This is a genomic window from Limnochorda sp. (assembly GCF_047459355.1).
In the GTDB taxonomy this organism is placed as follows: domain Bacteria; phylum Bacillota; class Limnochordia; order Limnochordales; family Limnochordaceae; genus Limnochorda.
This window is the reverse complement of the sequence record NZ_VSCV01000004.1, coordinates 45,437-67,977: the sequence shown is the minus strand read 5'-3', so window position 1 is coordinate 67,977 and position 22,541 is coordinate 45,437. Positions and strand designations below refer to the sequence as shown.

Annotated in this window: 25 protein-coding genes and 1 tRNA gene; 15 read left to right on the top strand and 11 right to left on the bottom strand. The window is 67.0% G+C overall.

What is annotated here, in order from left to right:
- Positions 1-8 precede the first annotated feature (8 nt).
- From FWJ67_RS03105 to mnhG (FWJ67_RS03050), 12 genes are all read left to right on the top strand, one after another.
- Positions 9-1,136, top strand: coding sequence for an ABC transporter permease (locus FWJ67_RS03105; RefSeq protein ID WP_414481840.1), 1,128 nt, complete (start codon positions 9-11; stop codon positions 1,134-1,136).
- 49 nt (positions 1,137-1,185) lie between these two features.
- Positions 1,186-1,261, top strand: a tRNA-Ala gene (locus tag FWJ67_RS03100).
- Between the two features lie 465 nt (positions 1,262-1,726).
- Complete coding sequence (locus FWJ67_RS03095) at positions 1,727-2,197, top strand: Na+/H+ antiporter subunit E (RefSeq protein ID WP_304173041.1); 471 nt, start codon at positions 1,727-1,729, stop codon at positions 2,195-2,197.
- Positions 2,194-2,472 carry a monovalent cation/H+ antiporter complex subunit F gene (locus tag FWJ67_RS03090; protein ID WP_304173044.1) on the top strand — a complete coding sequence of 93 codons (279 nt, stop codon included), beginning with the start codon at positions 2,194-2,196 and terminating at the stop codon, positions 2,470-2,472. Before FWJ67_RS03095 ends, FWJ67_RS03090 begins: the two co-directional genes overlap by 4 nt.
- Positions 2,456-2,875 carry a monovalent cation/H(+) antiporter subunit G gene (gene mnhG, locus FWJ67_RS03085; RefSeq protein ID WP_304173046.1) on the top strand — a complete coding sequence of 140 codons (420 nt, stop codon included), beginning with the start codon at positions 2,456-2,458 and terminating at the stop codon, positions 2,873-2,875. Before FWJ67_RS03090 ends, mnhG (FWJ67_RS03085) begins: the two co-directional genes overlap by 17 nt.
- A 151-nt stretch (positions 2,876-3,026) precedes the next feature.
- Positions 3,027-5,375: a hydrogen gas-evolving membrane-bound hydrogenase subunit E gene (mbhE, locus tag FWJ67_RS03080; RefSeq protein ID WP_414481839.1), complete on the top strand. Its 2,349-nt coding sequence runs from the start codon at positions 3,027-3,029 to the stop codon at positions 5,373-5,375.
- The gene (locus tag FWJ67_RS03075) at positions 5,375-5,908 is read left to right on the top strand and encodes an MnhB domain-containing protein (protein WP_414481838.1); all 534 of its coding nucleotides are present in this window, start codon (positions 5,375-5,377) and stop codon (positions 5,906-5,908) included. Before mbhE ends, FWJ67_RS03075 begins: the two co-directional genes overlap by 1 nt.
- A complete protein-coding gene (locus tag FWJ67_RS03070; protein WP_304173052.1) occupies positions 5,896-6,258 on the top strand; it encodes a Na(+)/H(+) antiporter subunit C in 363 nt (120 codons plus the stop codon). The genes FWJ67_RS03075 and FWJ67_RS03070 overlap by 13 nt, the downstream gene beginning before the upstream one ends.
- Positions 6,251-7,792 carry a proton-conducting transporter membrane subunit gene (locus FWJ67_RS03065; protein ID WP_304173054.1) on the top strand — a complete coding sequence of 514 codons (1,542 nt, stop codon included), beginning with the start codon at positions 6,251-6,253 and terminating at the stop codon, positions 7,790-7,792. The genes FWJ67_RS03070 and FWJ67_RS03065 overlap by 8 nt, the downstream gene beginning before the upstream one ends.
- Positions 7,793-7,816: 24 nt before the next feature.
- A complete protein-coding gene (locus FWJ67_RS03060) occupies positions 7,817-8,287 on the top strand; it encodes a Na+/H+ antiporter subunit E (RefSeq protein ID WP_304173056.1) in 471 nt (156 codons plus the stop codon).
- Positions 8,284-8,556, top strand: coding sequence for a monovalent cation/H+ antiporter complex subunit F (locus tag FWJ67_RS03055; protein WP_304173058.1), 273 nt, complete (start codon positions 8,284-8,286; stop codon positions 8,554-8,556). Before FWJ67_RS03060 ends, FWJ67_RS03055 begins: the two co-directional genes overlap by 4 nt.
- A complete protein-coding gene (gene mnhG / locus FWJ67_RS03050; RefSeq protein WP_304173060.1) occupies positions 8,540-8,890 on the top strand; it encodes a monovalent cation/H(+) antiporter subunit G in 351 nt (116 codons plus the stop codon). Before FWJ67_RS03055 ends, mnhG (FWJ67_RS03050) begins: the two co-directional genes overlap by 17 nt.
- A gap of 170 nt (positions 8,891-9,060) precedes the next feature.
- Here mnhG (FWJ67_RS03050) and FWJ67_RS03045 read toward each other — a convergent pair whose 3' ends face one another.
- From FWJ67_RS03045 to FWJ67_RS02995, 11 genes are all read right to left on the bottom strand, one after another.
- Positions 9,061-10,491: an NADH-quinone oxidoreductase subunit N gene (locus tag FWJ67_RS03045; protein ID WP_414481836.1), complete on the bottom strand. Its 1,431-nt coding sequence runs from the start codon at positions 10,489-10,491 to the stop codon at positions 9,061-9,063.
- A 3-nt stretch (positions 10,492-10,494) separates the two neighbouring features.
- Positions 10,495-11,985 (bottom strand): complex I subunit 4 family protein, encoded by a 1,491-nt coding sequence (locus FWJ67_RS03040; RefSeq protein WP_304173064.1) that lies wholly within the window; start codon positions 11,983-11,985, stop codon positions 10,495-10,497.
- Between the two features lie 6 nt (positions 11,986-11,991).
- Complete coding sequence (gene nuoL, locus FWJ67_RS03035; protein WP_304173067.1) at positions 11,992-13,917, bottom strand: NADH-quinone oxidoreductase subunit L; 1,926 nt, start codon at positions 13,915-13,917, stop codon at positions 11,992-11,994.
- A 9-nt stretch (positions 13,918-13,926) separates the two neighbouring features.
- Positions 13,927-14,238 carry an NADH-quinone oxidoreductase subunit NuoK gene (gene nuoK, locus FWJ67_RS03030; protein ID WP_414481889.1) on the bottom strand — a complete coding sequence of 104 codons (312 nt, stop codon included), beginning with the start codon at positions 14,236-14,238 and terminating at the stop codon, positions 13,927-13,929.
- A complete protein-coding gene (locus tag FWJ67_RS03025; protein ID WP_304173071.1) occupies positions 14,235-14,822 on the bottom strand; it encodes an NADH-quinone oxidoreductase subunit J in 588 nt (195 codons plus the stop codon). Before FWJ67_RS03025 ends, nuoK begins: the two co-directional genes overlap by 4 nt.
- Positions 14,819-15,400 carry a NuoI/complex I 23 kDa subunit family protein gene (locus tag FWJ67_RS03020; RefSeq protein ID WP_304173073.1) on the bottom strand — a complete coding sequence of 194 codons (582 nt, stop codon included), beginning with the start codon at positions 15,398-15,400 and terminating at the stop codon, positions 14,819-14,821. The genes FWJ67_RS03025 and FWJ67_RS03020 overlap by 4 nt, the downstream gene beginning before the upstream one ends.
- A gap of 57 nt (positions 15,401-15,457) precedes the next feature.
- A complete protein-coding gene (gene nuoH, locus FWJ67_RS03015; protein ID WP_414482572.1) occupies positions 15,458-16,399 on the bottom strand; it encodes an NADH-quinone oxidoreductase subunit NuoH in 942 nt (313 codons plus the stop codon).
- A gap of 137 nt (positions 16,400-16,536) precedes the next feature.
- Positions 16,537-17,694 carry an NADH-quinone oxidoreductase subunit D gene (locus FWJ67_RS03010; protein WP_304173077.1) on the bottom strand — a complete coding sequence of 386 codons (1,158 nt, stop codon included), beginning with the start codon at positions 17,692-17,694 and terminating at the stop codon, positions 16,537-16,539.
- A 38-nt stretch (positions 17,695-17,732) separates the two neighbouring features.
- Complete coding sequence (locus tag FWJ67_RS03005; RefSeq protein ID WP_304173079.1) at positions 17,733-18,377, bottom strand: NADH-quinone oxidoreductase subunit C; 645 nt, start codon at positions 18,375-18,377, stop codon at positions 17,733-17,735.
- A gap of 68 nt (positions 18,378-18,445) precedes the next feature.
- A complete protein-coding gene (locus tag FWJ67_RS03000; RefSeq protein ID WP_304173081.1) occupies positions 18,446-18,958 on the bottom strand; it encodes an NADH-quinone oxidoreductase subunit B in 513 nt (170 codons plus the stop codon).
- Positions 18,949-19,305 carry an NADH-quinone oxidoreductase subunit A gene (locus tag FWJ67_RS02995; protein ID WP_304173083.1) on the bottom strand — a complete coding sequence of 119 codons (357 nt, stop codon included), beginning with the start codon at positions 19,303-19,305 and terminating at the stop codon, positions 18,949-18,951. The genes FWJ67_RS03000 and FWJ67_RS02995 overlap by 10 nt, the downstream gene beginning before the upstream one ends.
- Positions 19,306-19,721: 416 nt before the next feature.
- Between FWJ67_RS02995 and FWJ67_RS02990 the strand changes: the two genes are divergently transcribed.
- Genes FWJ67_RS02990 through FWJ67_RS02980 form a run of 3 tightly spaced genes read left to right on the top strand, consistent with a single transcriptional unit; the run spans position 19,722 to position 22,536 of the window.
- On the top strand, positions 19,722-20,276 hold the full coding sequence (locus FWJ67_RS02990; RefSeq protein WP_304173085.1) for a hypothetical protein: 555 nt from the start codon (positions 19,722-19,724) through the stop codon (positions 20,274-20,276).
- Positions 20,273-21,775: an AAA family ATPase gene (locus tag FWJ67_RS02985; RefSeq protein ID WP_414481835.1), complete on the top strand. Its 1,503-nt coding sequence runs from the start codon at positions 20,273-20,275 to the stop codon at positions 21,773-21,775. The genes FWJ67_RS02990 and FWJ67_RS02985 overlap by 4 nt, the downstream gene beginning before the upstream one ends.
- Complete coding sequence (locus tag FWJ67_RS02980; protein ID WP_414481834.1) at positions 21,772-22,536, top strand: class I SAM-dependent DNA methyltransferase; 765 nt, start codon at positions 21,772-21,774, stop codon at positions 22,534-22,536. The genes FWJ67_RS02985 and FWJ67_RS02980 overlap by 4 nt, the downstream gene beginning before the upstream one ends.
- Positions 22,537-22,541 lie beyond the last annotated feature (5 nt).

Sequence of the window (22,541 nt, the reverse complement as noted above, 5' to 3'; positions counted from 1 at the left end):
GGCTCGCCATGTCGTCGCCAGCCGTGGAAGCTCAACTGCCGCAGGTGCCCGCTGAAGCAGGGATCCAGTCCCGGTCGCCCATGGCCATCGCCTGGAGCCGGCTCCGCCGGAACCGGGTGGCCATGGTGGCAGGCGTTTTCCTGATCGTCTTGCACGTCATCTGCATCTTTGCCGAGTTCTTTGCGCCCTACCCGGAGGGCCAGACCAACCGGGACCTGTTCTACCTGCCGCCCACCAAGATCCACTTCCGGGATGAGAACGGGCGGCTCACCTGGCCCTACGTCTATGCCTACACGAAGGTGGACCGGGGCCTGCACCGCTACGAGCCCGATCCCTCCCTGGGGAAGTTCCCCATCAAGTTCTTCGTGCGGGGCCATCGCTACAAGGTGTTGGGCCTGTTTGAGACGGACATCCACCTGTACGGGGTCGATCCGCCGGCGGTGATCTACCCCCTGGGCGCCGACCTGTACGGGCGGGACATCCTCTCCCGGATCTGGTACGGGGGGCGCCGGACCCTCTTCGTGGGGGTCATCGGCATCCTGATCAGCACCACCATCGGCTTGGTCTACGGGGCCACCTCCGGCTACTTCGGGGGCAAGGTGGACAACGTGATGATGCGGATCGCCGAGATCATCATCAGCATCCCCCAGTTCTACCTTCTGGTGGCCCTCTCGGCCATTCTGCCCGTGGGCTTGTCCTCCACCACCCGGTTCTTCCTGGTGACGGTGATCATCGGGTTCATCGGCTGGGCAGGCCTCTCCCGGGTGATCCGGGGGATGGTCCTCTCCTTGCGGGCCCAGGAGTTCGTCGAAGGGGCTCGGGCGGCGGGAGCCAGCACCTGGCGGATCATCCGCCGGCACATCATCCCCAACACCCTCTCCTACCTGATCGTCTCCATGACCATCCAGCTGCCCGGGTTCATCTTGTCGGAGGCGAGCCTCTCCTTCATCGGGCTGGGTATTCAGGAGCCCCAAGCCAGCTGGGGGTTGATGCTGAGCGACGGGCAGAACCTGGCCGCGCTCAGCCGCTACCCGTGGATCTTGGCGCCGGGCTTCTTTATCGCCGCATCGGTCCTGGCCTGGAGCTTCCTGGGGGATGGGGTGCGGGACGCCTTCGACCCGCGGCACCAAGATTGAACTTGAGCTTGCGTCCCGGCCGCGGTCGGTGTATACTAGGCCTTGCTGCGGGCCTGTAGCTCAGTTGGGAGAGCGCCGCGTTCGCAACGCGGAGGTCGGGGGTTCGAATCCCCTCGGGTCCACCAAGGCAAAAGCCCACCGGAAGCGGTTTTCCGGTGGGCTTCTTGTTTGGCTCCCCGATGCCACATTGCCTGGGCTAAAGGCCCTTCGGAAGCAGGTTCCGAAGGGCCTTTCTCGTTGTCCGCACCCCGGGTGCCGGTCCCTACGGCCCAACCCCTGCCTGTGAACTCCAGCCTGAGAACGCCTCTCCGGGGCCGGCAAAGACCGCCCAAAATGGCCTAAAACTTGACGGGAACACTTCTGTACCGTACACTAGGAGTGTCTTCCACCCTTTTCGAGGCGCGTCCACAGGCACGTTTCCGATTTCCTCCATGTGCCGCTGCCGGACCTTCTGGCAGCGCCCCGGAAGCCTTGTGGGGCCGACACGCAACGGGCAGGCACCATCTGCTGGTTCTCCGCGCCTCGGGCAGAGGCCCAGCCAAGCTTGTGCGGCTGAGGGTTCGGAACACCACTCGGGAAGGAGCCATAGCGTGGGCCAGCTTCTCCTCAATCTGGTCGTAACCCTGGCCTGGATCGTGGTCACCGAATCGTACACCCTTTCGACGGCCGTGTTGGGGTTTGGGGTTGGGGCGGTCCTCACCTGGCTCACGGCCCGGGCAACGGGGCAACGCTTCTACCTGAGCGCGGTGGGGGGCGTCATCTGGTTTATCCTCCGTTTCTTGGTGGAACAGGTGAAGGGAACCATCGACGTGGCATGGACGATCCTCAACCCTCGCAGCCGGCCCGAGCCTGGCATCATCGAGATCCCCTTCGAAGTGGAGAAACCCTGGCAGAAGTTGATGGTGGCCAACATGATCACCTACACCCCCGGCTCGGTCTCGACCATGCTGTCGCCGGACCGATCGCGGGTGTACGTCCATGTGCTGGATCTGAACCCGCGCGGCCACATGGTTGCGTCGGCGCGGCTGTTCGAGCGGATGGTGCGGGGGGTGTGGGATTGAGCGTCCTCTTGGATGTGGCTCTGGCCGTTCTCGGCCTCTCGTTGGCGCTGGCCTTCGCCCGGGTGGTGCTGGGCCCCACCGCCGCCGACCGGGCGATGGGTCTGGAGCTCGCGGGGGTGAACCTCCTGGCCATCATGGGGACCTGGAGCCTCCGCAGCGGCCACACCGAGTTCATGGATGCGGCCTTGGTCTTGGCCGCCATCTCCTTCGTGGGGACCGTTGCCATCGCCAACTATCTGGGGAAGGGGCGGCCTGTCGATGATGATCGTGGCTGAAGTCATGATTCTCCTGGGGGCCCTGGTGCTGCTCATCAGCAGCTACGGGACCTTCAAGTTCCAGGATGTGTACAACCGGCTGCACGCCGCCTCCATCTCCACCTCAGGCGGTGCGCTTCTCCTTGGGGGCGGCCTGTCCATCCTGGGCTCCCTCGTGCACGGAAAGTTGTTCCTGAAGCCCCTTCTCATCATTCTGATCATCTTCCTCACCTCTCCTGTCAGCAGCCATGTGGTGGCCCAGGCGGCCTACCGGACCGGGGTGCCGCTGGTGGCGCACACGGTCCAGGACGACCTGGCCCTGGCCTTCCTGGAGTGGGAGCAGGGAGTGGTGGAGGTGGAGGGTGAGGAAGGGGAAGGGGACGACGAGGCCGACGAGCCGCTGGCGGAAGCCCTGGTGCCTTAGCCGTCGGTCTGCTCGTTCTCCTCATGAAGCGTCTTCCGGAGGTCCAATGGGGGATTCTTCTCCCGGAGGCCTCAGGGCAGGGGCGTCCCCTGTCGATAGGAACGAAGAACGATAGTCCTTCCCGTCGAGGACGACAGGAAATGAGGATCCGATGCTGCCAACGGTCTTGACGCTGCCCTTCGTCGCTGCGGGTCTGGTGGCTTTGTTCGGCCACCGGGCGGGTTCGAAGCTGGCTTCCGTCGCTTTGGCTGTGCCGCTGGCCATCTTCGCGTGGCTGGTGGCCCAGGTGGGTGCCCTGCCCCCTGGGGGGCTCGTGTGGAGCCACGGGTGGATCGAGGAGCTGGGCCTGGCGCTGAGCTTCCGGCTGGACGGCTGGTCCTTGCTCTTCGCCCTCCTCATCGCGGGGATCGGGACGCTGGTCCTCTGGTACAGCCGCTTCTACCTGGGGCCTGACGAGGATCACTCGAAGTTTGTCCTCTACCTGCTCCTCTTCATGGGCTCCATGCTGGGCGTCGTCTTCGCGGAGAACCTGCTGGTGCTCTACATGTTCTGGGAGCTGACCAGCATCAGCAGCTTTCTCCTCATCGGGTACTGGCACGAGCGGGAGGCCTCCCGGGAGGGCGCCCTGAAAGCGCTCGTCATCACCGTCATCGGCGGCTTCGCGATGCTGGTGGGCCTCCTGCTCCTCTCCTTGAGCGCGGGCACCCTTTCGGTGCGGGAGCTGGCCCTGAAGGCGTCGGAGATCCAGGCCCATCCTTTCTACCCGTGGATCGTCGGGCTGATCTTGGCGGGCGCCTTCACCAAGTCGGCCCAGGTGCCCTTCCACATTTGGTTGCCGTCGGCCATGGAGGCGCCCACACCGGTCAGCGCCTACCTCCACTCGGCGACCATGGTCAAGGCGGGGCTCTACTTGGTGGGTCGGCTCAGCCTGGTTCTGGGCGGCACCGCTGCCTGGACCTACCCGGTGGTGGTCGTGGGGCTGCTCACCATGCTGGTGGGGTCCTACACCGCGCTCCGCCAGCGGGATCTCAAGGCGCTCCTGGCCTACTCGACCGTCTCCCAGCTGGGGTTCATCATGGCCGCCCTGGGGCTGGGCACGCCGGGGGCGCTGGGCGCGGCCGCCTTCCACCTCTTCAACCACGCCACCTTTAAGGGAGCCCTCTTCCTGGTGGTGGGCATCGTCGACCACGAGACGGGCACCCGGGACCTGGCCAAGCTGGGCGGGTTGCGGCGGGCTATGCCCTGGAGCGCGGCTTTCATGACCCTGAGCGCTCTCTCCCTGGCCGGGGTTCCCTTGCTGAGCGGCTTCATCAGCAAGGAGCTGATCTTCACCAGCCTGGTGGAGGCGGGAAGCCTGATGGGCGGCCTGGCGTGGCTCCTGCCCGGGGTGGCCACGGTGGCCAGCCTGCTCACGGCCCTCTACTCCTTCGTCCTCTTCCATGAGGTCTTCGACGGTCAGGCCCGGGGGACCACGCCTCGTCCGGCCCGGGAAGCGTCGCCCGCCTTGCTCCTCAGCCCCGGGCTCCTCACCGCGGTGGCGGTGCTGGTGGGATTGGGACCCCATCTGGTGACAGGCTCCCTCATTGATCCGGCCGCCTCCGCCCTGGCGGGTCAACCGGTGGAGATCCACGCCGCCCTCTGGCATGGGGTGAACGCGCCCTTCCTCATGAGCGCCACAGCCCTGGTGGGGGCTCTGGCGTTCTACCCGGCGCGGCACCGGCTGCGGGCCCTCCTGGAGCGACTCACCACCCGCTGGACCGCGGAGCGGGCGTACCAGGCCTTCCTCAACGGCCTCATGGGCCTGGCCCAGCGGGTGACCGACCGCCACATGACGGGTCGCCTGGCCGACTACCTGCTCTACATCCTGATCGCCTTCGTCGTCCTGGTGGGCGGGACCGTCTTGGCCAACGGCGGCTTTGCCTTGCGGCCGCTGGATCTGGCGTCGCCCACGGTGGTGGAGCTGGTCCTCCTGGCGGCGATGGTGGCCGGCACCCTCTTCGTGGTTCGGACCCGGAGCGGGTTGGCTGCCATCATCACCCTGGGCGTGGTCGGCTACTCGGTGGTCCTCCTCTGGGTCCACTGGCAGGCGCCCGACCTGGCCTTGACCCAGCTGGTGGTGGAGTCGGTTTCGGTGGTGCTCCTGCTCCTGGCCTTCGTCCACTTCCCCAAGCTGGAGCGCAAGCCCGTGGCGGCCGGACGGCGGCGCCTCAACCTGGCCGTCGCGGTCCTGTCGGGGGCGATGGTCAGCTGGCTCTCCATCCGGGCCAACGGGACCCAGCTCTTTGAGCCGATCTCCCAGTACTTCATCGAAAACAGCCTGCCCTTGGGCGGCGGGCGGAACATCGTCAACGTGATCCTGGTCGACTTCCGCGGGCTGGATACCTTGGGCGAGATCACGGTTCTCTCCATCGCCGCCCTCGGCGTCTACATGCTGGTCGGCAGCCGGATCCGCCGGACCCGGCGGGAGGCGGCTGAGAGGCAGGAGGGGGAGGGGCTCTGATGGACGCCTTCATCCCGCGGATGATTGCCCGGCTCGCGACACCGCTCATCCTGGCCTTGGCCCTCTACCTCTTCTTGAGGGGCCACCACGAGCCCGGAGGCGGCTTCATCGCCGGCCTGGTGGCCGCTTCCGCCCTGGTGCTCCAGGCGGTGGTGGGCGGCCGCAGTGCGGGGGCCAAGTACATCCCCGTGCCCGGGTGGGTTCTCATCGGCCTTGGTCTTTTCTGCGCGGCGGGGACAGGCCTCATCGGCCTTGTGCTGGGCCAGCCGTTCCTGACCCATTATTTTGGCACGGTCCTTCTCGGCGGCGTGGAGGTGGAGCTGACCACGGCCCAGCTTTTCGACCTGGGGGTCTTCCTGGTGGTGGTGGGGACCACCCAGTCGGTCATCCTCAACATCTCCGGCGACCGGGGTGGGGACGAGGAGGAGGATGACGCCGGCGCCGGGCGGGAGGCACCGGCGGCCCCTGGAGCCGGAGAGGTCCGGGTGGGGAGCCGGCCGGAAGGAGAGGGGGGCGAGCCGTGGAACTCCTGACCTCGTTGGTCATCGGGCTGCTGGTGGGTGCCGGCGTCTACCTGCTCCTCCAGCGGGAGGTGCTCCGGGTCGTCCTGGGGACGATGCTCATCTCCCATGCCACCAACCTGATGCTCTTCATTTCCGGTGGCGTGAAGCGAGGCGGGCCGCCCATTGTGGGGCGGGGGATCCCCACGGCCGGCGGGGGGCTGGCCTACACCGACCCGCTCCCCCAGGCCCTGATCCTGACCGCGATCGTCATCGGCTTCGCCAGCACCGCCTTCGTCCTGGTTCTGGCCTACAAGGCCATCCAGAGCCGGGGGAGCGACGACATGGAAGATCTTCGGAGCGTGGAGGAACCCCATGAGTAATCTCCAACTGGCGCCGTTGAGCAACCTGCCTGTCCTGCCGGTGGTGGTCAGCCTTCTCTTCGCCGTCCTGTTGATTTTGGGCCACGGCCGCCTCCGCTACCAGCGGGCCGTGGGGGCTGCCGGCGTGCTGGCCGCCCTCGTAGCCGATCTGATCCTCTTCACCACGGTCCTGCGGGAGGGGCCTCTGGTCTACCGGGCGGGGGACTGGCCGGCCCCCTACGGTATCCTCTTCGTCGCCGACCGGCTCAACGTGCTCTTGGTGCTGGTCGCAGGCGTGGTCGGGGCCATCACCTTCTGGTTCGCCGTCCGCTCCCTGGATGAGGCGCGGCAGCGGGCCTTCTTCTACCCGCTCTTCCACGTCCAGCTGGCGGGCGTCTACGGCGCGTTCCTGACCGGGGACCTCTTCAACCTCTTCGTCTTTTATGAGGTGACACTCCTCGCCTCCTTCGTCCTCCTCACCCTGGGCGGGGAGCGCTTCCAGCTCCAGGAGGGCCTGAAGTACGTCATCATCAACACCCTCTCCTCCGCCTTCTTCCTGGTAGGGGTGGCCATCCTCTACCGGACCCTGGGCACGGTCAACATGGCCGACCTGGCCGTCAAGGTGGCCAGCGCCCCCGATCAGGGATGGCTCTTGGTCATCGCGGTGGTCTTCGTGGTGGTCTTCGGGCTGAAGGCGGCCATCTTCCCCCTCTACTTCTGGCTGCCCTACAGCTACCCCACCGCACCGACGGCCATCGCCGGCCTGTTCGCGGCCCTCTTGAGCAAGGTGGGGATCTACTCCCTCTTCCGGGTCTTCACCTTGATCTTCGTGGGCCAGGTGAGCGTCACCCATCACGGGCTCTTCCTGGTCCTGGCCAGCTTCACCATGGTCCTGGGCGTGCTGGGACCCGTGGCCCAGATGGACTTCAAGCGGATCCTGGCCTTCCACATCGTGAGCCAGATCGGCTACATGCTGATGGGGCTGGGCTTCTACACGCCCGTCGCCTTGGCCGGCGGCATCTACCACATCGTCCACAACATGGTGATCAAGACGGGGCTCTTCCTGACCGCCGGGGCCACCGAAGAGGTGACGGGGACCAGCCACCTGGAGCGGATGAGCGGCCTGCTCAGGAGCCATCCAGTCCTGGCCGCGGTCTTCTTCATGAGCGGTCTGTCCCTCGCGGGGATGCCGCCCTTCTCGGGCTTCTTCAGCAAGCTGGCCCTGATGGTGGGCGGCCTGCAGGCGGGAGGGTACCTGGTGGTCGCCATCAGCGTGGCCGTGAGCTTCCTGACCCTCTTCTCCATGATCAAGATCTGGCGCTACGTCTACTGGGGGCCGGACCGGGGTGAGCGGCGGCTGGACGCCCGGGCCACCTCGCCGCTGGTGTGGCCTGCGGCCGCGTTGCTCCTCATCTCGGTCGGCATGGGTCTGGGCGCCTCCTTCGTCTTCGACTACAGCTACGCCACCGCGCTCGAGCTGATGGATCCGGCCCGGTATGTGGCCGCCGTCCTCGGGCCGCAGGCGGCTGCCGTCTTGGCCCACGCCGGACTCTAGACGCCCCCAAGGAGGGGTGGAGGTATGGGACAACTCCTCATGAACCTGACGGTCGCTCTCCTCTGGGCCTCCTTCTTTGAGCCCTTCTCCTGGCTCAACCTGCTGGCCGGCTTTGGGGTGGGCGCCCTTCTGACGTGGCTGGTGGTCCGCCAGGACGGCCGCCGCTTTTACCTGAGCGCCCCCTGGGGCGCCGTGAAGCTGGTGGCCCGGCTCTTGTGGGAGCAGCTGAAGTCGGCCCTGTGGGTGAGCCGCTTCATCCTCGATCCCCGGGGCCGCCAGCCGGGGATTGTGGCCGTGCCCGTCACGGCCCTGTCGGACTGGCAACGGGTGACGGTCGCCAACCTGATCACCCTCACCCCGGGAACGGTCTCCGTCTGCTTCTCTCCCGACCGGAGCCGGCTCTACGTCCACGCGGTGGACCTGAAGGACCCGGAGAGCGTGGCCCAGTCAGAGCAGCTCTTTGAGGGGCTGGTGCGGGAGGTGTGGGAACGATGACCTTCCTCGATCTCGCCCTGGCGGTCTTGGGCCTCTCCTTGGCCCTGGCCCTGGCCCGGGTGATCCTGGGCCCCACGGCGCCGGACCGGGCCATGGCTTTGGAGGCGGCCGGGGTCCATTTGGTGGCCATCATGGGTGTCTGGAGCGTGCGCGCTCGGGGCGATTTCTTCGACGCCATGCTGGTCTTGGCGGCTGTCTCCTTCGTGGGGACGCTGGCCCTGGCCAACTACCTGGGGAAGGGGTGGCCCATCGATGGAGACCGCCGCTGAACTCCTCATCCTCATCGCGGCCCTCTGGATGCTCTTGGGGTCCATCGGCCTCATCCGGTTCCCCGACGTCTACAACCGGCTCCACGCCTCAGGGATCGTGGGCACGGTGGCCATCCTACTCTTGGGTCTGGGCGTGACCTGGCTCGCCTCCCTCCAGCACGGGGTGGTGATGATCCGCCCTTTGGCGGCGGTGGCCCTCATCTTCTTTATCTCGCCCGTCAGCACCCACATGATCGCCCAGGCGGCCCACCGGAGCGGGGTGGCCCTGGCGGCCGGAAGCGTCCGGGATGATTTGGCCGAGGCCAACCAGGAGGGGAAGGGGCGGGCTGGCTGATCCCACCCGTTCCCGCCCCGTCTCCGCACCCAGCGGGCCGAGGGCGGGGCAGGGCCTCCAGGTGCCAAAAGCCTTGCCGAGCGAGACGAGAGAGAGGAAGATCAAGAAAGCCCCTGGGCTGATGCCCAGGGGCTTCGTTGGTCGTTCGATCCGCCTCCAGCGCTGGAGGGTCAGAGGGCCCCGGCCACCAGGCGGACCCAGCTGTAGACCTGGTCGGGGACCAGCCCCAGCAGGATGGTGACCACCAACGTGATGGCCGTCGCCCAGGTGAGGCTGGCGGGCGCCCGCACGGGCTCGGCCTCGGCCGCCTCCTCTAGGAACATGGTCCGGATCACCTTGAAGTAGTACGGCGCCGAGATGACGCTGTTGATCACCATGACCACCGCCAGCCAAGTCATATCCGCGGCGATGGCGGCGCTGAAGAGGTTCAGCTTGCCGAAGAAGCCGGCGGTGGGCGGGATGCCGATCAGCGAGAGGAAGTAGATGACCAAGGCCCAGGCGAAGAAGGGCGACCGCTGGCTCAGGCCCCGGAAGTCGCTGATCTCCTCGCCGGCGCCGCTGTTGGCCACCAGGATGATGACGGCAAAGGCGCCCACGGTCATGAAGGCATAGACCAGGAGGTAGTAGAGCATGGCCGCGGTGCCCTGGCCCGTCGCCACCGCCAGACCCACCAGGACGTACCCCGCTTGGGCGATGGCCGAATAGGCCATGAGCCGCTTGATCTTGGTCTGGCTGATGGCGGTCACGTTACCGTAGGTCATGGTGAGGACCGAGAGGGCCGCAAAGATGGTGGTCCACGCATCGGCCAGCCCGGGCAGCCCCACCAGGAAGACCCGCAGCAGCGCCGCAAAGCCCGCCGCCTCAGCCCCCGTGATCAGGAAGGCGGAGATGGGCGTGGGGGAGCCTTCGTACGTGTCGGGCGCCCACATGTGGAAGGGGAAGGCGGCCACCTTGAAGGCCAGCCCCGCCAAGAGGAAGAGCATGCCCGCGAAGAGGACGGGCTGGCTGGCCGCGCCCGCCGCCAGGGCCTGGGCGATCTGGGGCAGGGCGAGGCTTCCCGTGGTGCCGTAGACCAGGGAGATGCCGAAGAGGAAGACGGCGGAGGTGGCCGAGCTCACCAGGAGGTACTTGATGGAGGCCTCCACCGACCGCCCGTCCTGCTTCAAGAGCCCCACCAGCGCGTAGCTCGCGATGGCGACCAGCTCCAGCCCCAGGTAGATGACCAGGAGGTTCAGGGAGCTGGCCATGAGGAACATGCCCACCGTCGCGAAGATGAGAAGGGCGTAGAACTCCCCGGCTTGGATCTGGCGCCGCTCCACGTACTCCAGGGAGACCAGGAGGGCCAGCGCAGTGACGGCCAGGAAGACGATCTTGAAGAAGCCGGCCAGGCTGTCCACCTGGATCATGTCAGCCCAGATGGAGGCGGTGGTGCCGAAGCCGGGGATCAGGGCCAGCAGGGATGCGAGCACCCCTGCCAGCCCCGCGTAGACCAGCACCCGCTTCTGCTCCGTGAACAGATCCAGCAGCACCAGCAGGATCCCGGTGGCCACCAGGATCAGTTCAGGCAAGAGCAGGGTGAAGTTCATACCCGTGACGGCCATGGCTCAGAAGCCTCCCAGCGCGAGCTGCACCTGGTTGATCAGCGCCACCACCGAGGGGTTGACCAGATCCAGGAGGAGGGGCGGGAAGATCCCCAGGGCCAGGGTGAGGGCCATCAGGGGCACGCTGACCACCAGCTCCCGTCCGGTGATGTCCACCATCCCGCCGGGGCTCCCCTTGGGCTCACCCAAAAGGACCCGCTGCATCATCCACAGGTGGTACCCCGCGGTCAGGATCAGGCCCAAGGCGCCCACGATCACCAGTGTGGTGTAGACGGGGAAGCTGCCGACAAAGGTGAAGAACTCACCGGCAAAGCCTGACAGCCCCGGCAGCCCCAGGTTGGCGAAGGCGGCGAAGGCCAAGACGGTCCCCACCACGGGCACCTGGCTCCAGAGACCGCCCATCTCGGGGATCATCCGGGTGTGGGTCCGCTCGTAGACCATGGTGCCCGCCAGGAAGAACATGAGCGGGGAGATGATCCCGTGGGAGACCATGACGAAGAGGGCGCCGTTCATGGCCATGGTGCTCCCGCCGGCCACCCCCGCGGCGATCCCCAGGACCACGTAGCCCATGTGGCTGATGGAGGAGTAGGCCACCATCTTCTTCAGGTCCGGCTGGGCCATGGCCGCCAGGGCCCCGTAGACGATGGCGATCACACCCAGAAGGGCCATGGGGAAGGCGAACTGGGCGGCCGCCTCCGGCAGGGTGGGGACGGCGATGCGGAAGAAGCCGTAGGTTCCCATCTTCAGGAGCACACCGGCCAGGACCATGGAGCCGCCGGTGGGCGCCTCCACGTGGGCGTCAGGCAGCCAGGTGTGGAAGGGGAAGATGGGCACCTTGACCGCGAAGCCGAAGAAGAGGGCCAGGAAGACCCAGACCTGGAAGGTGGGGTCGAACCGGCCGAGCCTGCCGTGCTCCGCGATGGCCAGCATGTCGAAGGTTCCCAGGCCGCTCGCGAAGTAGAGGGCCAGGATCCCGACCAGCATCACCACGCTGCCCGCCAGGGTGTAGATGAAGAACTTGATGGAGGCGTACTGGCGCCGGGGCCCACCCCAGATGCCGATCAGGAAGTACATGGGGACCAGGACCACTTCCCAGAAGATGTAGAAGAGGAAGTAGTCCAGCGCCACGAAGACCCCCAGCATCCCCGTCTCCAGGAGGAGGAAGAGGGCGAAGAACTCCTTCACCCGGTGGGTGATGGAGAAGGAGGCCAGGATGGCCAGGGGCGTCACCAGCGCGGTCACCACGAGCATGGGGAAGCTGATCCCGTCGGTGCCAAGGTAGTAGCTCACCCCGATGCTCGGGATCCACTCATACCGCTCCACAAACTGCATCCCCGCCCCAGGCTCGAACTGGAAGGCCATGAGCAGGACGATGAGGAGCGGGATCAGGGAGAAGGCCAGCGCGGTCCGGCGGATCTGCTGCTCCTTCTCCTTGTTCATGAAGAGGATGACCAAGGCCCCCACCAGGGGCGTGAAGACTAGGGCCGTCAGCATCGCCGCTTATCCCCCTATGACAAAGATCGCCAGCCCCAGGACCACGGTCACAGCCATGGCCAGGATGTAGGACTGAACAAGACCACTCTGCAGGCGCCGGAACGCCTGGGAGCCAACGGAGACCCCATCGGCCACGCCGTTGACGGCGCCGTCCACCACCTCGCGGTCAAAGAGCCCGGTGGCGTCGGCAAACCAGCGGGTGATGGCCGCCACCCCGTTGACGATCCCGTCCACCACGACCCGGTCGAGCCAGCCCACCACGTAGGCGAGCCCGATGCTCCCCTTGACGAAGAGGTAGTCGTAGGCGTCGTCGATGTAGTACCGGTTCTTGAGCAGGGTGTAGACCGGGCGGAGCCCGCTGATGATCCGCTGCCGGGAGATCCAGCCGCCCGCGTAGATGGCGAGCGCCACCAGGACCCCCAGGACCCACGCCGCGGTCACGCCCCAGGTGACCACGCTGGTCATCTCCAGGTGATGGACCTCACCGAAGTGGACCAGCTGGGCAAAGGGGGCGCCCAAGGGCGGAGCCCCCAGGAAGCCGACGGTGGCTGCCAGGACCGCCAGGATCACCAAGGGGACCGTCATTACCCGGGGCGACTCCTGGACCTGGGCGTACCGCTCAGCATCGCGCGGCGCGCCAAAGAAGGTGAGCCAGGTGGCCCGGGTGATGTAGAAGGCCGTCATGGCCGCCGCCACCACCCCGATCCAGAAGAGGGTGGGGTTGGCGTAGTAGGCCGTCAGCAGGATCTCATCCTTGCTCCAGAAGCCGGCCAGGGGCGGAATGCCCGCCAAAGCCGCCGAGCCGATGATCCAGGTCCAGCCGGTGATGGGCATCTTCCGGATCAGCCCACCCATCTGGTGCATATCCTGGGTGCCGGTGGCATGGATGACCGAGCCCGACCCCAGGAAGAGAAGGGCCTTGAAGAAGGCGTGGGTGATCAGGTGGAAGAGCCCCGCGGTGTACCCACCCAGGCCCAGGCCCAGCATCATGTAGCCCAGCTGGCTGACCGTCGAGTAGGCCAGCACCTTCTTGATGTCGGCCTGGACCAGGGCCATGGTCGCGGCAAAGATGGCGGTGATGCCGCCGATCCAGGCGACCACCTGCATCGCCTCAGGCGAGGCGGCAAAGACCGGATAGGCCCGCCCGACCAGGTAGACGCCCGCGGCGACCATGGTGGCCGCGTGGATGAGCGCGCTCACCGGCGTGGGGCCGGCCATGGCGTCGGGCAGCCAGACGTGGAGCGGGAACTGGGCCGACTTGCCCACGGCGCCGGCGAAGAGAAGGATCGCCCCCAGAGCCAGGGCCTGGGCGGAGATGGCGCCCGCCTGGGCCAGCTCGCCCAGCTCGCCGAAGGCGAAGGTGCCCGTCTGGCTGAAGAGGATCATGATGCCGATAAACATGGCCACGTCCCCGGCCCGGGTGGTGAGGAAGGCCTTGTTGGCCGCCCGGACGTTGGCCGGATCCTCAAACCAGTGGCCGATGAGGAGGTAGGACGAGAGCCCCACCAGCTCCCAGAAGATGTAGAGGAGGAGCAGGTTGTCGGCCAGGACCAGGCCCAGCATGGCGAAGGTGAACAGGGAGAGGACCGCATAGTACCGCTTGTAGCGGCGGTCGCCATGCATGTAGCCGAGCGAGTAGACCTGCACCATCAGGCTGACCAAGGTGACGACCACCAGCATCACCGCGGTGAGACCGTCCACCTGGTAGCCGATCGTGATGGCCGTGGACCCGTGCACGGCCCAGGTGAACGAGGCTGCCGCGCTGCCGCCCCGGATCACGTCCCAGAGGACCCCCAGGCTCAGCAGGAACGCGATCCCCACGGCCCCGATCCCGACCCGGTCGTAGCGGGTGGAGGCGCGGTGGCTCGGCAAGCCGATGTAAAGCCAGCTCGCCAGGGGCAGGAGCGGGATGAGCCACGCCAGACCAGCCATCTTCGTCACCTACCACTTGAGAAGGTTGATCTTGTCGATATCCACGTCGTCCCGCCGGTGGGCGATCACCAGGATGATCGCCAGCGCTACGGCGACCTCCGCCGCCGCCACCGTCATGACGAAGATGGCGAAGAGCTGGCCGCCGGGACGGTCGGGTTCCAAATACCGAGCGAAGCCGACCAGGTTCAGGTTGACCGAGTTGAGCATCAGCTCAATGGCCATGAGGATCCGGACCGCGTTCCGCTGGGTGAGGACCCCGTACAGGCCCAGGGAGAAGAGCAGGGCCGCCAAGCCCAAGACATAGGGCAGGGGAACCATCAGCGACCCTCCTTCCGCTCGGCGGCCGGGGCGGCCTGGCCGGTGCTCCCGGCGGGCGGCTGATCATCCCGGCGGGAGAGGGCCACCGCGCCCAAGACGGCCGCCAGCAAGATCACCGAGGCGATCTCGAAGGGGACCACATACTCGGTGAAGAGGAGCCTCCCAACAGTCGCCAGGTTGGACCCAGAGGCAGGCGGGGCCTCCGCCGGCCAGAGGCTCTGGCGGTAGATGACCAGCATCAAGATGGCGAAGCCCGCGGCCGCCACCAGGGGGACCAGCCCCCGGCGGAAAGAGGCCAAATTCCGCACCACCCTGGCCCACACGCCCCGACCCCCGGCCTTCAGATCCTGGAGGTTGGAGACCATGATCCCGAACACGATCAGCGTGGTGATGGCCCCCACATAGATCAGGATCTGGGCCGCGGCCAGGAACTCAGCGCCCAAGACCAGGTAGATGCCCGCCACGCCCACAAAGCTCAAGCCCAGGAAAAGGGCGGCGTGCATCAGGTTGGCGCTGGCCACCACCAGGTAGCCCGAGACGAGGGTGATGATGCCGAGAACGATGAAGCTGATCAGGTCCAGGCTCACTGGGAGACCGCCGTCCTTTCCGAACCGGGCTGCCCAACGGCCGGGCGGGTGACCACGCTGTCCAGCGGTACCGTCTTGCCGCTGGCCTCGGTCCCGACGTAGGTGGTCTTCACCCCGTAGTTGGTGATGGGCGTGGTCTGCTTCCGCCCCAGCTCAGCCAGCCGCTTGATGTCGTAGACGAAGGTGGTGGGATCGTCCGTCGTCAGCTCGTACACGTCCGACATGGCGATGGCCTCGAAGGGGCAGACCTCCGCGCAGAGGCCGCAGAACATGCACCGGCTGGCATCCAGGTTGAAGCCGTCCAGGATCTTCTTGCCCTTGCCGTCCTCGCCCCGATGCCAGATGATCTCGATGATCTGCGGCGGGCAGATCTTGGCGCAGAGCTCGCAGGCCACGCACTTCAGGTTGCCTTCCTCGTCGGAGAGGAGAACGGGGATACCCCGGGCGCCATCGGGGAGTTCCGGCCGGGTGTAGGGGTAGAACTCGGTGATGGTGGGGCGGACCATCTCCCGGAACGTGACCCCCATCCCCTTCAAGATGCTCCAGACCGCGTCGAAGAAGGTCGCGATCCTCGCCATGCTCTCACACTCCTATCCAGACCCGGCGCCGGGCCGGGTCAAGTTGCCGGTTCCCCGTCAGGTGAGGATGACAAAGACCCCCGTCAGCGCGATGTTGGCCAGGCCCACCGGGATCAGGAACTTCCAGCCCAGCTCCATGAGCTGGTCCACCCGGATCCGGGGGAGGGTCCACCCCACCCACATGATCAGGAAGACGAACAGGTACGTCTTCAGCAGCCACCAGAGGAAGGGGGGGAGGAACGCGGGACCCGACCAGCCGCCCAGGAAGAGGGTGGCCGCCATCCCCGCCATGAAGAGCAGGTTGGCGTACTCCGCCACGAAGAAGACACCCCACCGGAAGCCGCTGTACTCGGTGTTGAAGCCGGCGACCAGCTCCGACTCGGCCTCAGGCAGGTTGAAGGGGGCCCGGTTGATCTCGGCCGTGGCGGCCACGATGAAGACCAGGAAACCCAGGGGTTGGAGGAGGAGGAACCAGGTCCGTTCCTGCTGGGCCTCGACGATCCCCTCCAGGCTGAGGGTGCCGGCCAGCATCCCCACCGCCACCAGGGCCAGGCCCAGGGGGATCTCGTAGCTGATCATCTGGGCCGCCGACCGCATAGCCCCCAGGGTGGACCACTTGTTGTTGGAGGACCATCCGGCCATGATCAGGGCGAGGATGCTGAAGCTGCTCACCGCGCTTACGTAGAGGAGGCCGACGTTCAGATCCCGGGCGATGAGATCAGGCCCGAAGGGCATCACCACCCAGATCATCAAGGCGGGCGCGATCATCACCAGCGGTGCGGTGATGAAGACCCACTTGTCCGCCTGGGAGGGGATGATGTCCTCCTTGATCACCAGCTTCAGGGCGTCAAAGAGGGTCTGGAAGATGCCTTGGGGCCCATGGTGCATCGGCCCCGGCCGGCGCTGGATGCGCCCGGCCACCTTCCGCTCCAGCCAGATCAGGAAGAGGACGTTGAGAAGCAGGAAGGTGAGGACCGCGACCCCCTTGAGGACCGCCATCAAGGCCACCCAGACCCACTCGGGGATGCCCAGGCTGGTCCACCAGGACAGGCCGGCCGCGTACAGGTTGCCTACCCATTGAACCAACGACTGCTCAAGCTGCACGGGTCTCCCTCTTTCCGCCGGATTTGCCCGCCTTAGCGGTCGACCTCGCCGAAGACCGGGTCAAGGCTCCCGATGACGGCCACCAGGTCCGCAATCAGGAGGCCCTTGCTGATCACGGGGATCAGCTGCAAGTGGACGAAGGAAGGCGCCCGCCAGTGGAGGCGGTAGGGCTTGTCGCTCCCGTCGCCGACCAGGTAGCAGCCCACCTCGCCCTTGGGGCCTTCGGTGCGCACATAGGTCTCACCCTCCACCTTCCAGCGGCGGGGGAGGGTGGCCATGACGTCACCCGCCTCGATCCCCTCCAGGGCCTGCTTGATGATCTTGGCGCTCTCCTCCATCTCCAGCATCCGGACCATGTACCGGTCGAAGACATCGCCGTTCTCGCCCACGGGCACGTTGAAGTCGTACTTTTCGATGCCGCAGTAGGGCTCCACCTTGCGCAGGTCCCGGGCCACGCCGGAGCCGCGCAAAACGGGTCCCGCGGCGCCCCAGGCGATGGCATCCTCCGGGGTCAGGACGGCGATGCCCTTGGTCCGCCGAACAAAGAGGCGGTTGCCGGTGATCAGCCGGTGGTACTGGGGCAGCTTGTCGCTGATGAAGTCGTCCACGAAGGCCCGCACCCGGCGGAGCCAGTCGTCGGTGACATCGTTGCGCACGCCGCCGATCCGCACGTAGTGGAAGAGCATGCGGGCCCCGGAGATCTCCTCCAGGAGGTTGATGATGCTCTCCCGCTCCCGCCAGCAGTAGAGGAAGGCGGTGGTGGCGCCCAAATCCATGGCAAAGGTGCCGAAGGCGATGAGGTGGCTGGCGATCCGCTGCAGCTCCATGGTGATGACCCGGAGGTACTGGGCCCGGGGCGGCACCTCAAGCCCCAGCAGCTTCTCGACGGCCAGGGCAAAGGTGAGCTCGTTGTTGATGGCCGCCAGGTAGTCGCAGCGGTCGGTGTAGGGAACGATCTGGGGGTAGGTGAGCTGCTCAGAGTGCTTCTCGAAGCAGCGGTGGAGGTACCCGATGTCCGGGTCGACGTCGACGATCCGCTCGCCGTCGATCCGGGCCTTCAGCCGGAGCACGCCGTGGGTGCTGGGGTGCTGGGGCCCCATGCTGACGTAGAGGTGCGAGCTCGAGCGGTCTTGCTCATCGGGCACCACACGGACATCGGGTGCCTGCGCCGGTGGGCTGGTGGTCGCCACGACCCATTCCCTCCCAAAAAGGTGCTCGCGCAGGAGCGTTACGCCCTGCGCTCCCAATCGGCCTTCACCTGGATCTTCCGGGGCGGCCGCCGGTCGATGTAGTCCTTCCGGAGCGGGTGCCCCACCCAGTCCTCCTTGAGCAGAATCCGCCGCAGGTCGGGGTGGCCCTCAAAGCGGATGCCCAGCAGGTCATAGGCCTCCCGCTCGTGCCAGTTGGCCCCGGGCCAGACACCCGTCAGGGTGGGGCAGACCGGCTCCTCCCGGGGCACCTGAGTGCGCAGGATCAGCCGGAGGTTGCTCGTCAGCGCGTTGAGGTGGACCACCACCTCAAAACCGTCGTCCAGCCGGTCGATCCCCGTCAGGAGGGCCAGGTAGTCGAAACGGAGCTCCGGATCGTCCCGGAGGAAGGTGGCCACCTCGACCCAGCGGCTGGGCTCGGTCCGGATCTCCAACCAATGGTCCCGCCGGCCCCGGACCTCCACACCGGGCAGTCCGGCGCGGATCCGCTCCACCGCCCGGGCCAGCTCTCCAGGCAGGTCCTCCAGGGTGTCGTGGGGGCCGGGGGCCTCCTCCTTCTTCGGAGTCCGGGTCCGCCGGGCCGGCCGCTGCTTCTCGCCGTGCTCCCCTCGGGAGCCCTCCGCCGGTGCCTCCTGCGACTGAAGTTCCTTCTCTTCGTCGGCCACGTCGTCTCCGCCCCTTACCTTGCAAAATCGTTGTCCCGCGCCGGGTGGCGTGGGCTTGAAGGCCCGGCCTAGGCGCGGACGGGAAGGCCCTCGTTCAGGATCTTCTCATGGAGCTGCAGCACGCCGTGGAGCAGGGCCTCGGGCCGGGGAGGGCACCCCGGAACGTACACGTCGACGGGGATGATCTCATGCACCCCGTTGACCACGTTGTAGAGCCCATGATAGGGCCCACCGTTGGTGGCGCAGGCCCCCATGGCGATGACGTACCGCGGCTCGGCCATCTGGTCGTACAGGTTGACGATCCGCTCGGCCAGCTTCTCGTTGACCGTCCCCGAGACGATCATCAGGTCCGACTGGCGCGGCGAAGCACGGAAGATCATGCCGAACCGGTCGAAATCGTACCGGGAGGCCCCGGTGGCCATCATCTCGATGGCGCAGCAGGCGATGCCGAAGGTCATGTACCAGAGGGACGCCTTCCGGCTCCAGTTGAGGACCTTCCGGAGGCTGGTGGTCAGCACCCCAGGATGGCCGGCGGCGTTGATCTCCGGATCGCCGGAGTGGACCACGGGATTCACACCCATCGGAGCACCTTCTTTCGCCAGGCGTAGACCAGGCCTACCACCAAGAGGCCCAAGAAGATCAGCATCTCCACCAGCCCGAAGAGCCCCAGCTGCTCCAGAACCACGGCCCACGGGTACAGGAAGATGATCTCGACATCAAAGACCAAGAAGACGAGGGCGAAGATGTAGTACCGGATGTGGAAGCGGACTTGCCCATCGCCCACGGGGATCTCCCCGCACTCGTAAGGCGCCAGCTTGTTGGCGTAGGGGTTCTTGGGACGCAGGAGGGATCCGATGGCCAGGGTGATGGCGACGAAGGCCACAGCGACCAGGGCGAAGATGCCGACCTCCAGGTAGTTGATCACCATCGTCGTGCGACCGCCTCCCCCGGGGTCGTGACGAAAACGCAAATAAAAGTGAAGATCGTAACGACCCGCCTCATTATAGAACCCGTTCCTAGGGATGTCAACCCGCGCTATGGGCTCAAAAGCCCATTTGATGCGGGTTTCCGTGGAGAAGGCCCCCGGCCCGCGGTCTGCTGGCGAGGACCCCTGCCCTGGGTGTCCTGGCCCGATGGGCCAGGACGATGCTCCTTTAGCGGCAGGTACATTCGACCCAAAGGGAACGTTCTCCTGCCCTGGGCCCTTCCCGGGACCTGGCAGCTCCTGCCGGTCCTGGGCCGCCTCCACCTTTGGGAGCTTCGAAGTCCTCATGATATCATCGTTTTGAGCCAGTCCCCGTCTCGGGCGGCGCCTGTCGTTCCATGCTGCGAGGAGAGGGTCGTGTGAAACTTTTCGGATGGCGAATCGATGTGGTCCTGCTCGCTTTCGGGCTGGGCCTGCTCTTGGCCTTGGGCGGGCAGGCGCTCTACCTCCGCTGGCAGGTGGAGGCCCCCCTCGTCGAGGAGCTGGCCGCCTGGGACGGGGTGGACGAGGTTCACCTGGAGACGGGACCAGGCGGCGCTCGGCGGGTTCGGGTGACCTTGGGTCCGGAGGCCCGCCTCATCGACGTCTACGCTCCCCTGACCCGGGTGGTGGAGGAGCGGCTGGGCGGGGAGGCGGCGGTGGTCCTGGCCGATGGCCGGTCGCCGGAGCTGCAAGCCGCGTGGGATCGCCTAGGCTTCACCGTCCAAGAGGGGGCGGCCACAGGCGAGCTGGAGACCATGCGCCGCCGGGTGGAAGCCTGGGCAGCGAGCCGGGGGCTGGCCAGCCAGCTCTTCGTTGATGATCAGCACATCTATGTGACCTTACGGGATCAGGAGCACTACCTGCACGAGGTGATCCGCCGCCAGGACGGAGCCGGCGGCCTGCCGGGCAGGGGGAAGGGGGAAGGGGGATGAGACGGGAGGTGACGGCCGGCCTGGGCTTGGCCGCGCTGGTCTTTCTCGGGCTGCAGGGCCTCCACCAACTCCTGCCTGTCCTCGTCCTGGCGGCCATCCTGGGGATGGTCTTCCTCATGGCCCAGGGGCGCTTGGCTGGCGGGCGCCCCTTCGCCCTCCAGGCCTCCGGCGGCCAGGGCGGAATGCCCCCCATCGGGTTCGAGGCCATTGGCGGGCAGGAGGTGGCCAAGCGGGAGCTCATGGAAGCCCTCGACTTCCTGCGCCGCAGCGACGAGGCGGCCGCGTTGGGCATCCGGCCGCTCAAGGGGATCCTCCTGGCCGGCCCGCCGGGAACGGGCAAGACCCTCATGGCCCGGGCCGCGGCGAGCTACACCCAGTCGGTCTTCCTGGCCGCCTCGGGCAGCCAGTTCGTCGAGATGTACGCCGGGGTGGGCGCCCAGCGGATCCGCCAGCTCTTCTCCCAGGCCAAGAAGCAGGCCAAGAAGGAGGGGCGGGCCAGCGCCATCATCTTCATTGACGAGCTGGAGGTCCTGGGCGGCAAGCGGGGGCGACACACGAGCCACCTGGAGTACGACCAGACCTTGAACGAACTCCTGGTCCAAATGGACGGCATCACCCCCTCGGAAGAGGTCCAAGTGCTGGTCATCGGGGCGACCAACCGGCCCGACCTCCTGGACCCGGCCCTCTTGCGGCCAGGCCGCTTCGACCGGACCGTCCGGGTGGACCTCCCCGACAAGGAGGGTCGCCGCCACATCCTGGCCATCCACGCCCAGGGGAAGCCCCTGGCCGCGGACGTGGACCTGGATGAGCTGGCCCGGGAGACCTACGGCTTCTCGGGCGCCCATCTGGAGAGCCTCCTCAATGAGGGGGCGATCCTGGCCATGCGCCAGGGGGCCCGGGAGATCAGCGCCCGGCACCTGCGGGAAGCGGTGGACAAGGTGCTCCTGGGGGAGAAGCTGGACCGGCGGCCCCGGGAGACGGAGCGGCGCCGGGTGGCCTATCATGAGATGGGCCATGCGTTGGTGAGCGAGCTGGGCCGGCCGGGGTCGGTGAGCGTGGTCACCCTCTCGCCCCGGGGCCGGGCTCTGGGGTACATGCGCCAGACGCCCGAAGACGATCCTTACCTTTATACGAAGGAGGAGCTGGAGCACCAGATCGACGTCTGCCTGGGCGGCGCGGCGGCCGAGGAGCTGGTCTTCGCCAGCCGGAGCACCGGGGCTGTGGGCGACTTTGAGCAGGCGGTGGACCTCGCGCTCCGGATGATCCTGGCGGGCATGTCCTCTTTGGGCATCGTCAGCCGGGAGCTGGTGCCCGACGAGCTCCTCCACCAGGAAAGCCATCGGATTCTCAAGAGGAGGGAGGCGCGGGTACGGGCCCTTCTGGCGGAGCATCGGGAGGCCCTCGAGGCGGCAGCCCAGGAGCTTCTGCAGGAGGAGAAGCTCTCCGGGGACCGGATCCGCCAGCTGCTCCAGGCGGCCCCGCAGCCCGCGAGCCGATGACAGGTTTAGAGCAAGCGGATGTCTACCGGGAGTTTGCCTCGATCTACGATGAAGCGGGCTTCTCCACCTTCAGCCAGGAGATGGTCCCCTACACCCTGGCCCTTCTGGAGCACCTGGGGTGGACGCCGCCCGCCCGCACGGTCCTGGATCTGGCCTGTGGCACGGGCACGGCCGCCCTGGAGTTCTTCCAGCGGGGTTGGCAGGTGGCGGGTCTGGATCGCTCGGAGGCGATGCTGGCCGTGGCCCGCCAGAAGGCGGCGGCCCAGGGGGTGGAGATCGACTGGCGCCAGGGCGACATGCGCACCTTCACGGTGGCCCAACCCTTCGGCCTGGTCACCTGCTTCTTCGACGCCCTCAACTACCTCTTGGCGCCCGAAGAGCTTGCCCAGACCTTCCGGCAAGTTCATGAGGCGCTCTTGCCGGGGGGCCTCTTCGTTTGTGATGTGAACACCCCCCAGGGTTTGGAGGCGGGAGCGGCCGGGGAGGCGGTGGAGATCTTCCCCCGGCTGGTGACCTTCATGCGGGAGCGGTACGATGCGGAGAACCGGCTGGCCCGGGTGCGGCTCTCCTTCTACGTGGCCGACGCCGGCGGCTACCGGCGCCTGGAGGAGATCCATGTGGAGCGGGGCTACACCTTCGACGAGGTGGGCCAGCTCCTGCACGGGGCGGGCTTCACCGAGGTCCGCCTCTTCGACTGCTTCACCTTTGATCCCCCGGTGGGCACCAGCCACCGGGTGGCTGCCGTGGCCCGACGCGGGTAGGCGGA

Coding starts and splice junctions, on each gene's coding strand:
- mbhE (WP_414481839.1), top strand. CDS start 3,027: ATGCTGCCAACGGTCTTGACGCTGCCCTTCGTCGCTGCGGGTCTGGTG.
- nuoL (WP_304173067.1), bottom strand. CDS start 13,917: ATGGCTGGTCTGGCGTGGCTCATCCCGCTCCTGCCCCTGGCGAGCTGG.
- nuoH (WP_414482572.1), bottom strand. CDS start 16,399: ATGGCGGTCCTCAAGGGGGTCGCGGTCCTCACCTTCCTGCTTCTCAAC.
- FWJ67_RS03000 (WP_304173081.1), bottom strand. CDS start 18,958: ATGGGTGTGAATCCCGTGGTCCACTCCGGCGATCCGGAGATCAACGCC.
- FWJ67_RS03055 (WP_304173058.1), top strand. CDS start 8,284: ATGACCTTCCTCGATCTCGCCCTGGCGGTCTTGGGCCTCTCCTTGGCC.
- FWJ67_RS03075 (WP_414481838.1), top strand. CDS start 5,375: ATGGACGCCTTCATCCCGCGGATGATTGCCCGGCTCGCGACACCGCTC.
- FWJ67_RS02980 (WP_414481834.1), top strand. CDS start 21,772: ATGACAGGTTTAGAGCAAGCGGATGTCTACCGGGAGTTTGCCTCGATC.
- FWJ67_RS03060 (WP_304173056.1), top strand. CDS start 7,817: ATGGGACAACTCCTCATGAACCTGACGGTCGCTCTCCTCTGGGCCTCC.
- FWJ67_RS03065 (WP_304173054.1), top strand. CDS start 6,251: ATGAGTAATCTCCAACTGGCGCCGTTGAGCAACCTGCCTGTCCTGCCG.
- mnhG (WP_304173046.1), top strand. CDS start 2,456: ATGATGATCGTGGCTGAAGTCATGATTCTCCTGGGGGCCCTGGTGCTG.
- FWJ67_RS03020 (WP_304173073.1), bottom strand. CDS start 15,400: ATGGCGAGGATCGCGACCTTCTTCGACGCGGTCTGGAGCATCTTGAAG.
- FWJ67_RS03105 (WP_414481840.1), top strand. CDS start 9: ATGTCGTCGCCAGCCGTGGAAGCTCAACTGCCGCAGGTGCCCGCTGAA.
- FWJ67_RS02995 (WP_304173083.1), bottom strand. CDS start 19,305: ATGGTGATCAACTACCTGGAGGTCGGCATCTTCGCCCTGGTCGCTGTG.
- FWJ67_RS03040 (WP_304173064.1), bottom strand. CDS start 11,985: ATGCTGACGGCCCTAGTCTTCACGCCCCTGGTGGGGGCCTTGGTCATC.
- FWJ67_RS03045 (WP_414481836.1), bottom strand. CDS start 10,491: ATGGCCGTCACGGGTATGAACTTCACCCTGCTCTTGCCTGAACTGATC.
- FWJ67_RS02985 (WP_414481835.1), top strand. CDS start 20,273: ATGAGACGGGAGGTGACGGCCGGCCTGGGCTTGGCCGCGCTGGTCTTT.
- mnhG (WP_304173060.1), top strand. CDS start 8,540: ATGGAGACCGCCGCTGAACTCCTCATCCTCATCGCGGCCCTCTGGATG.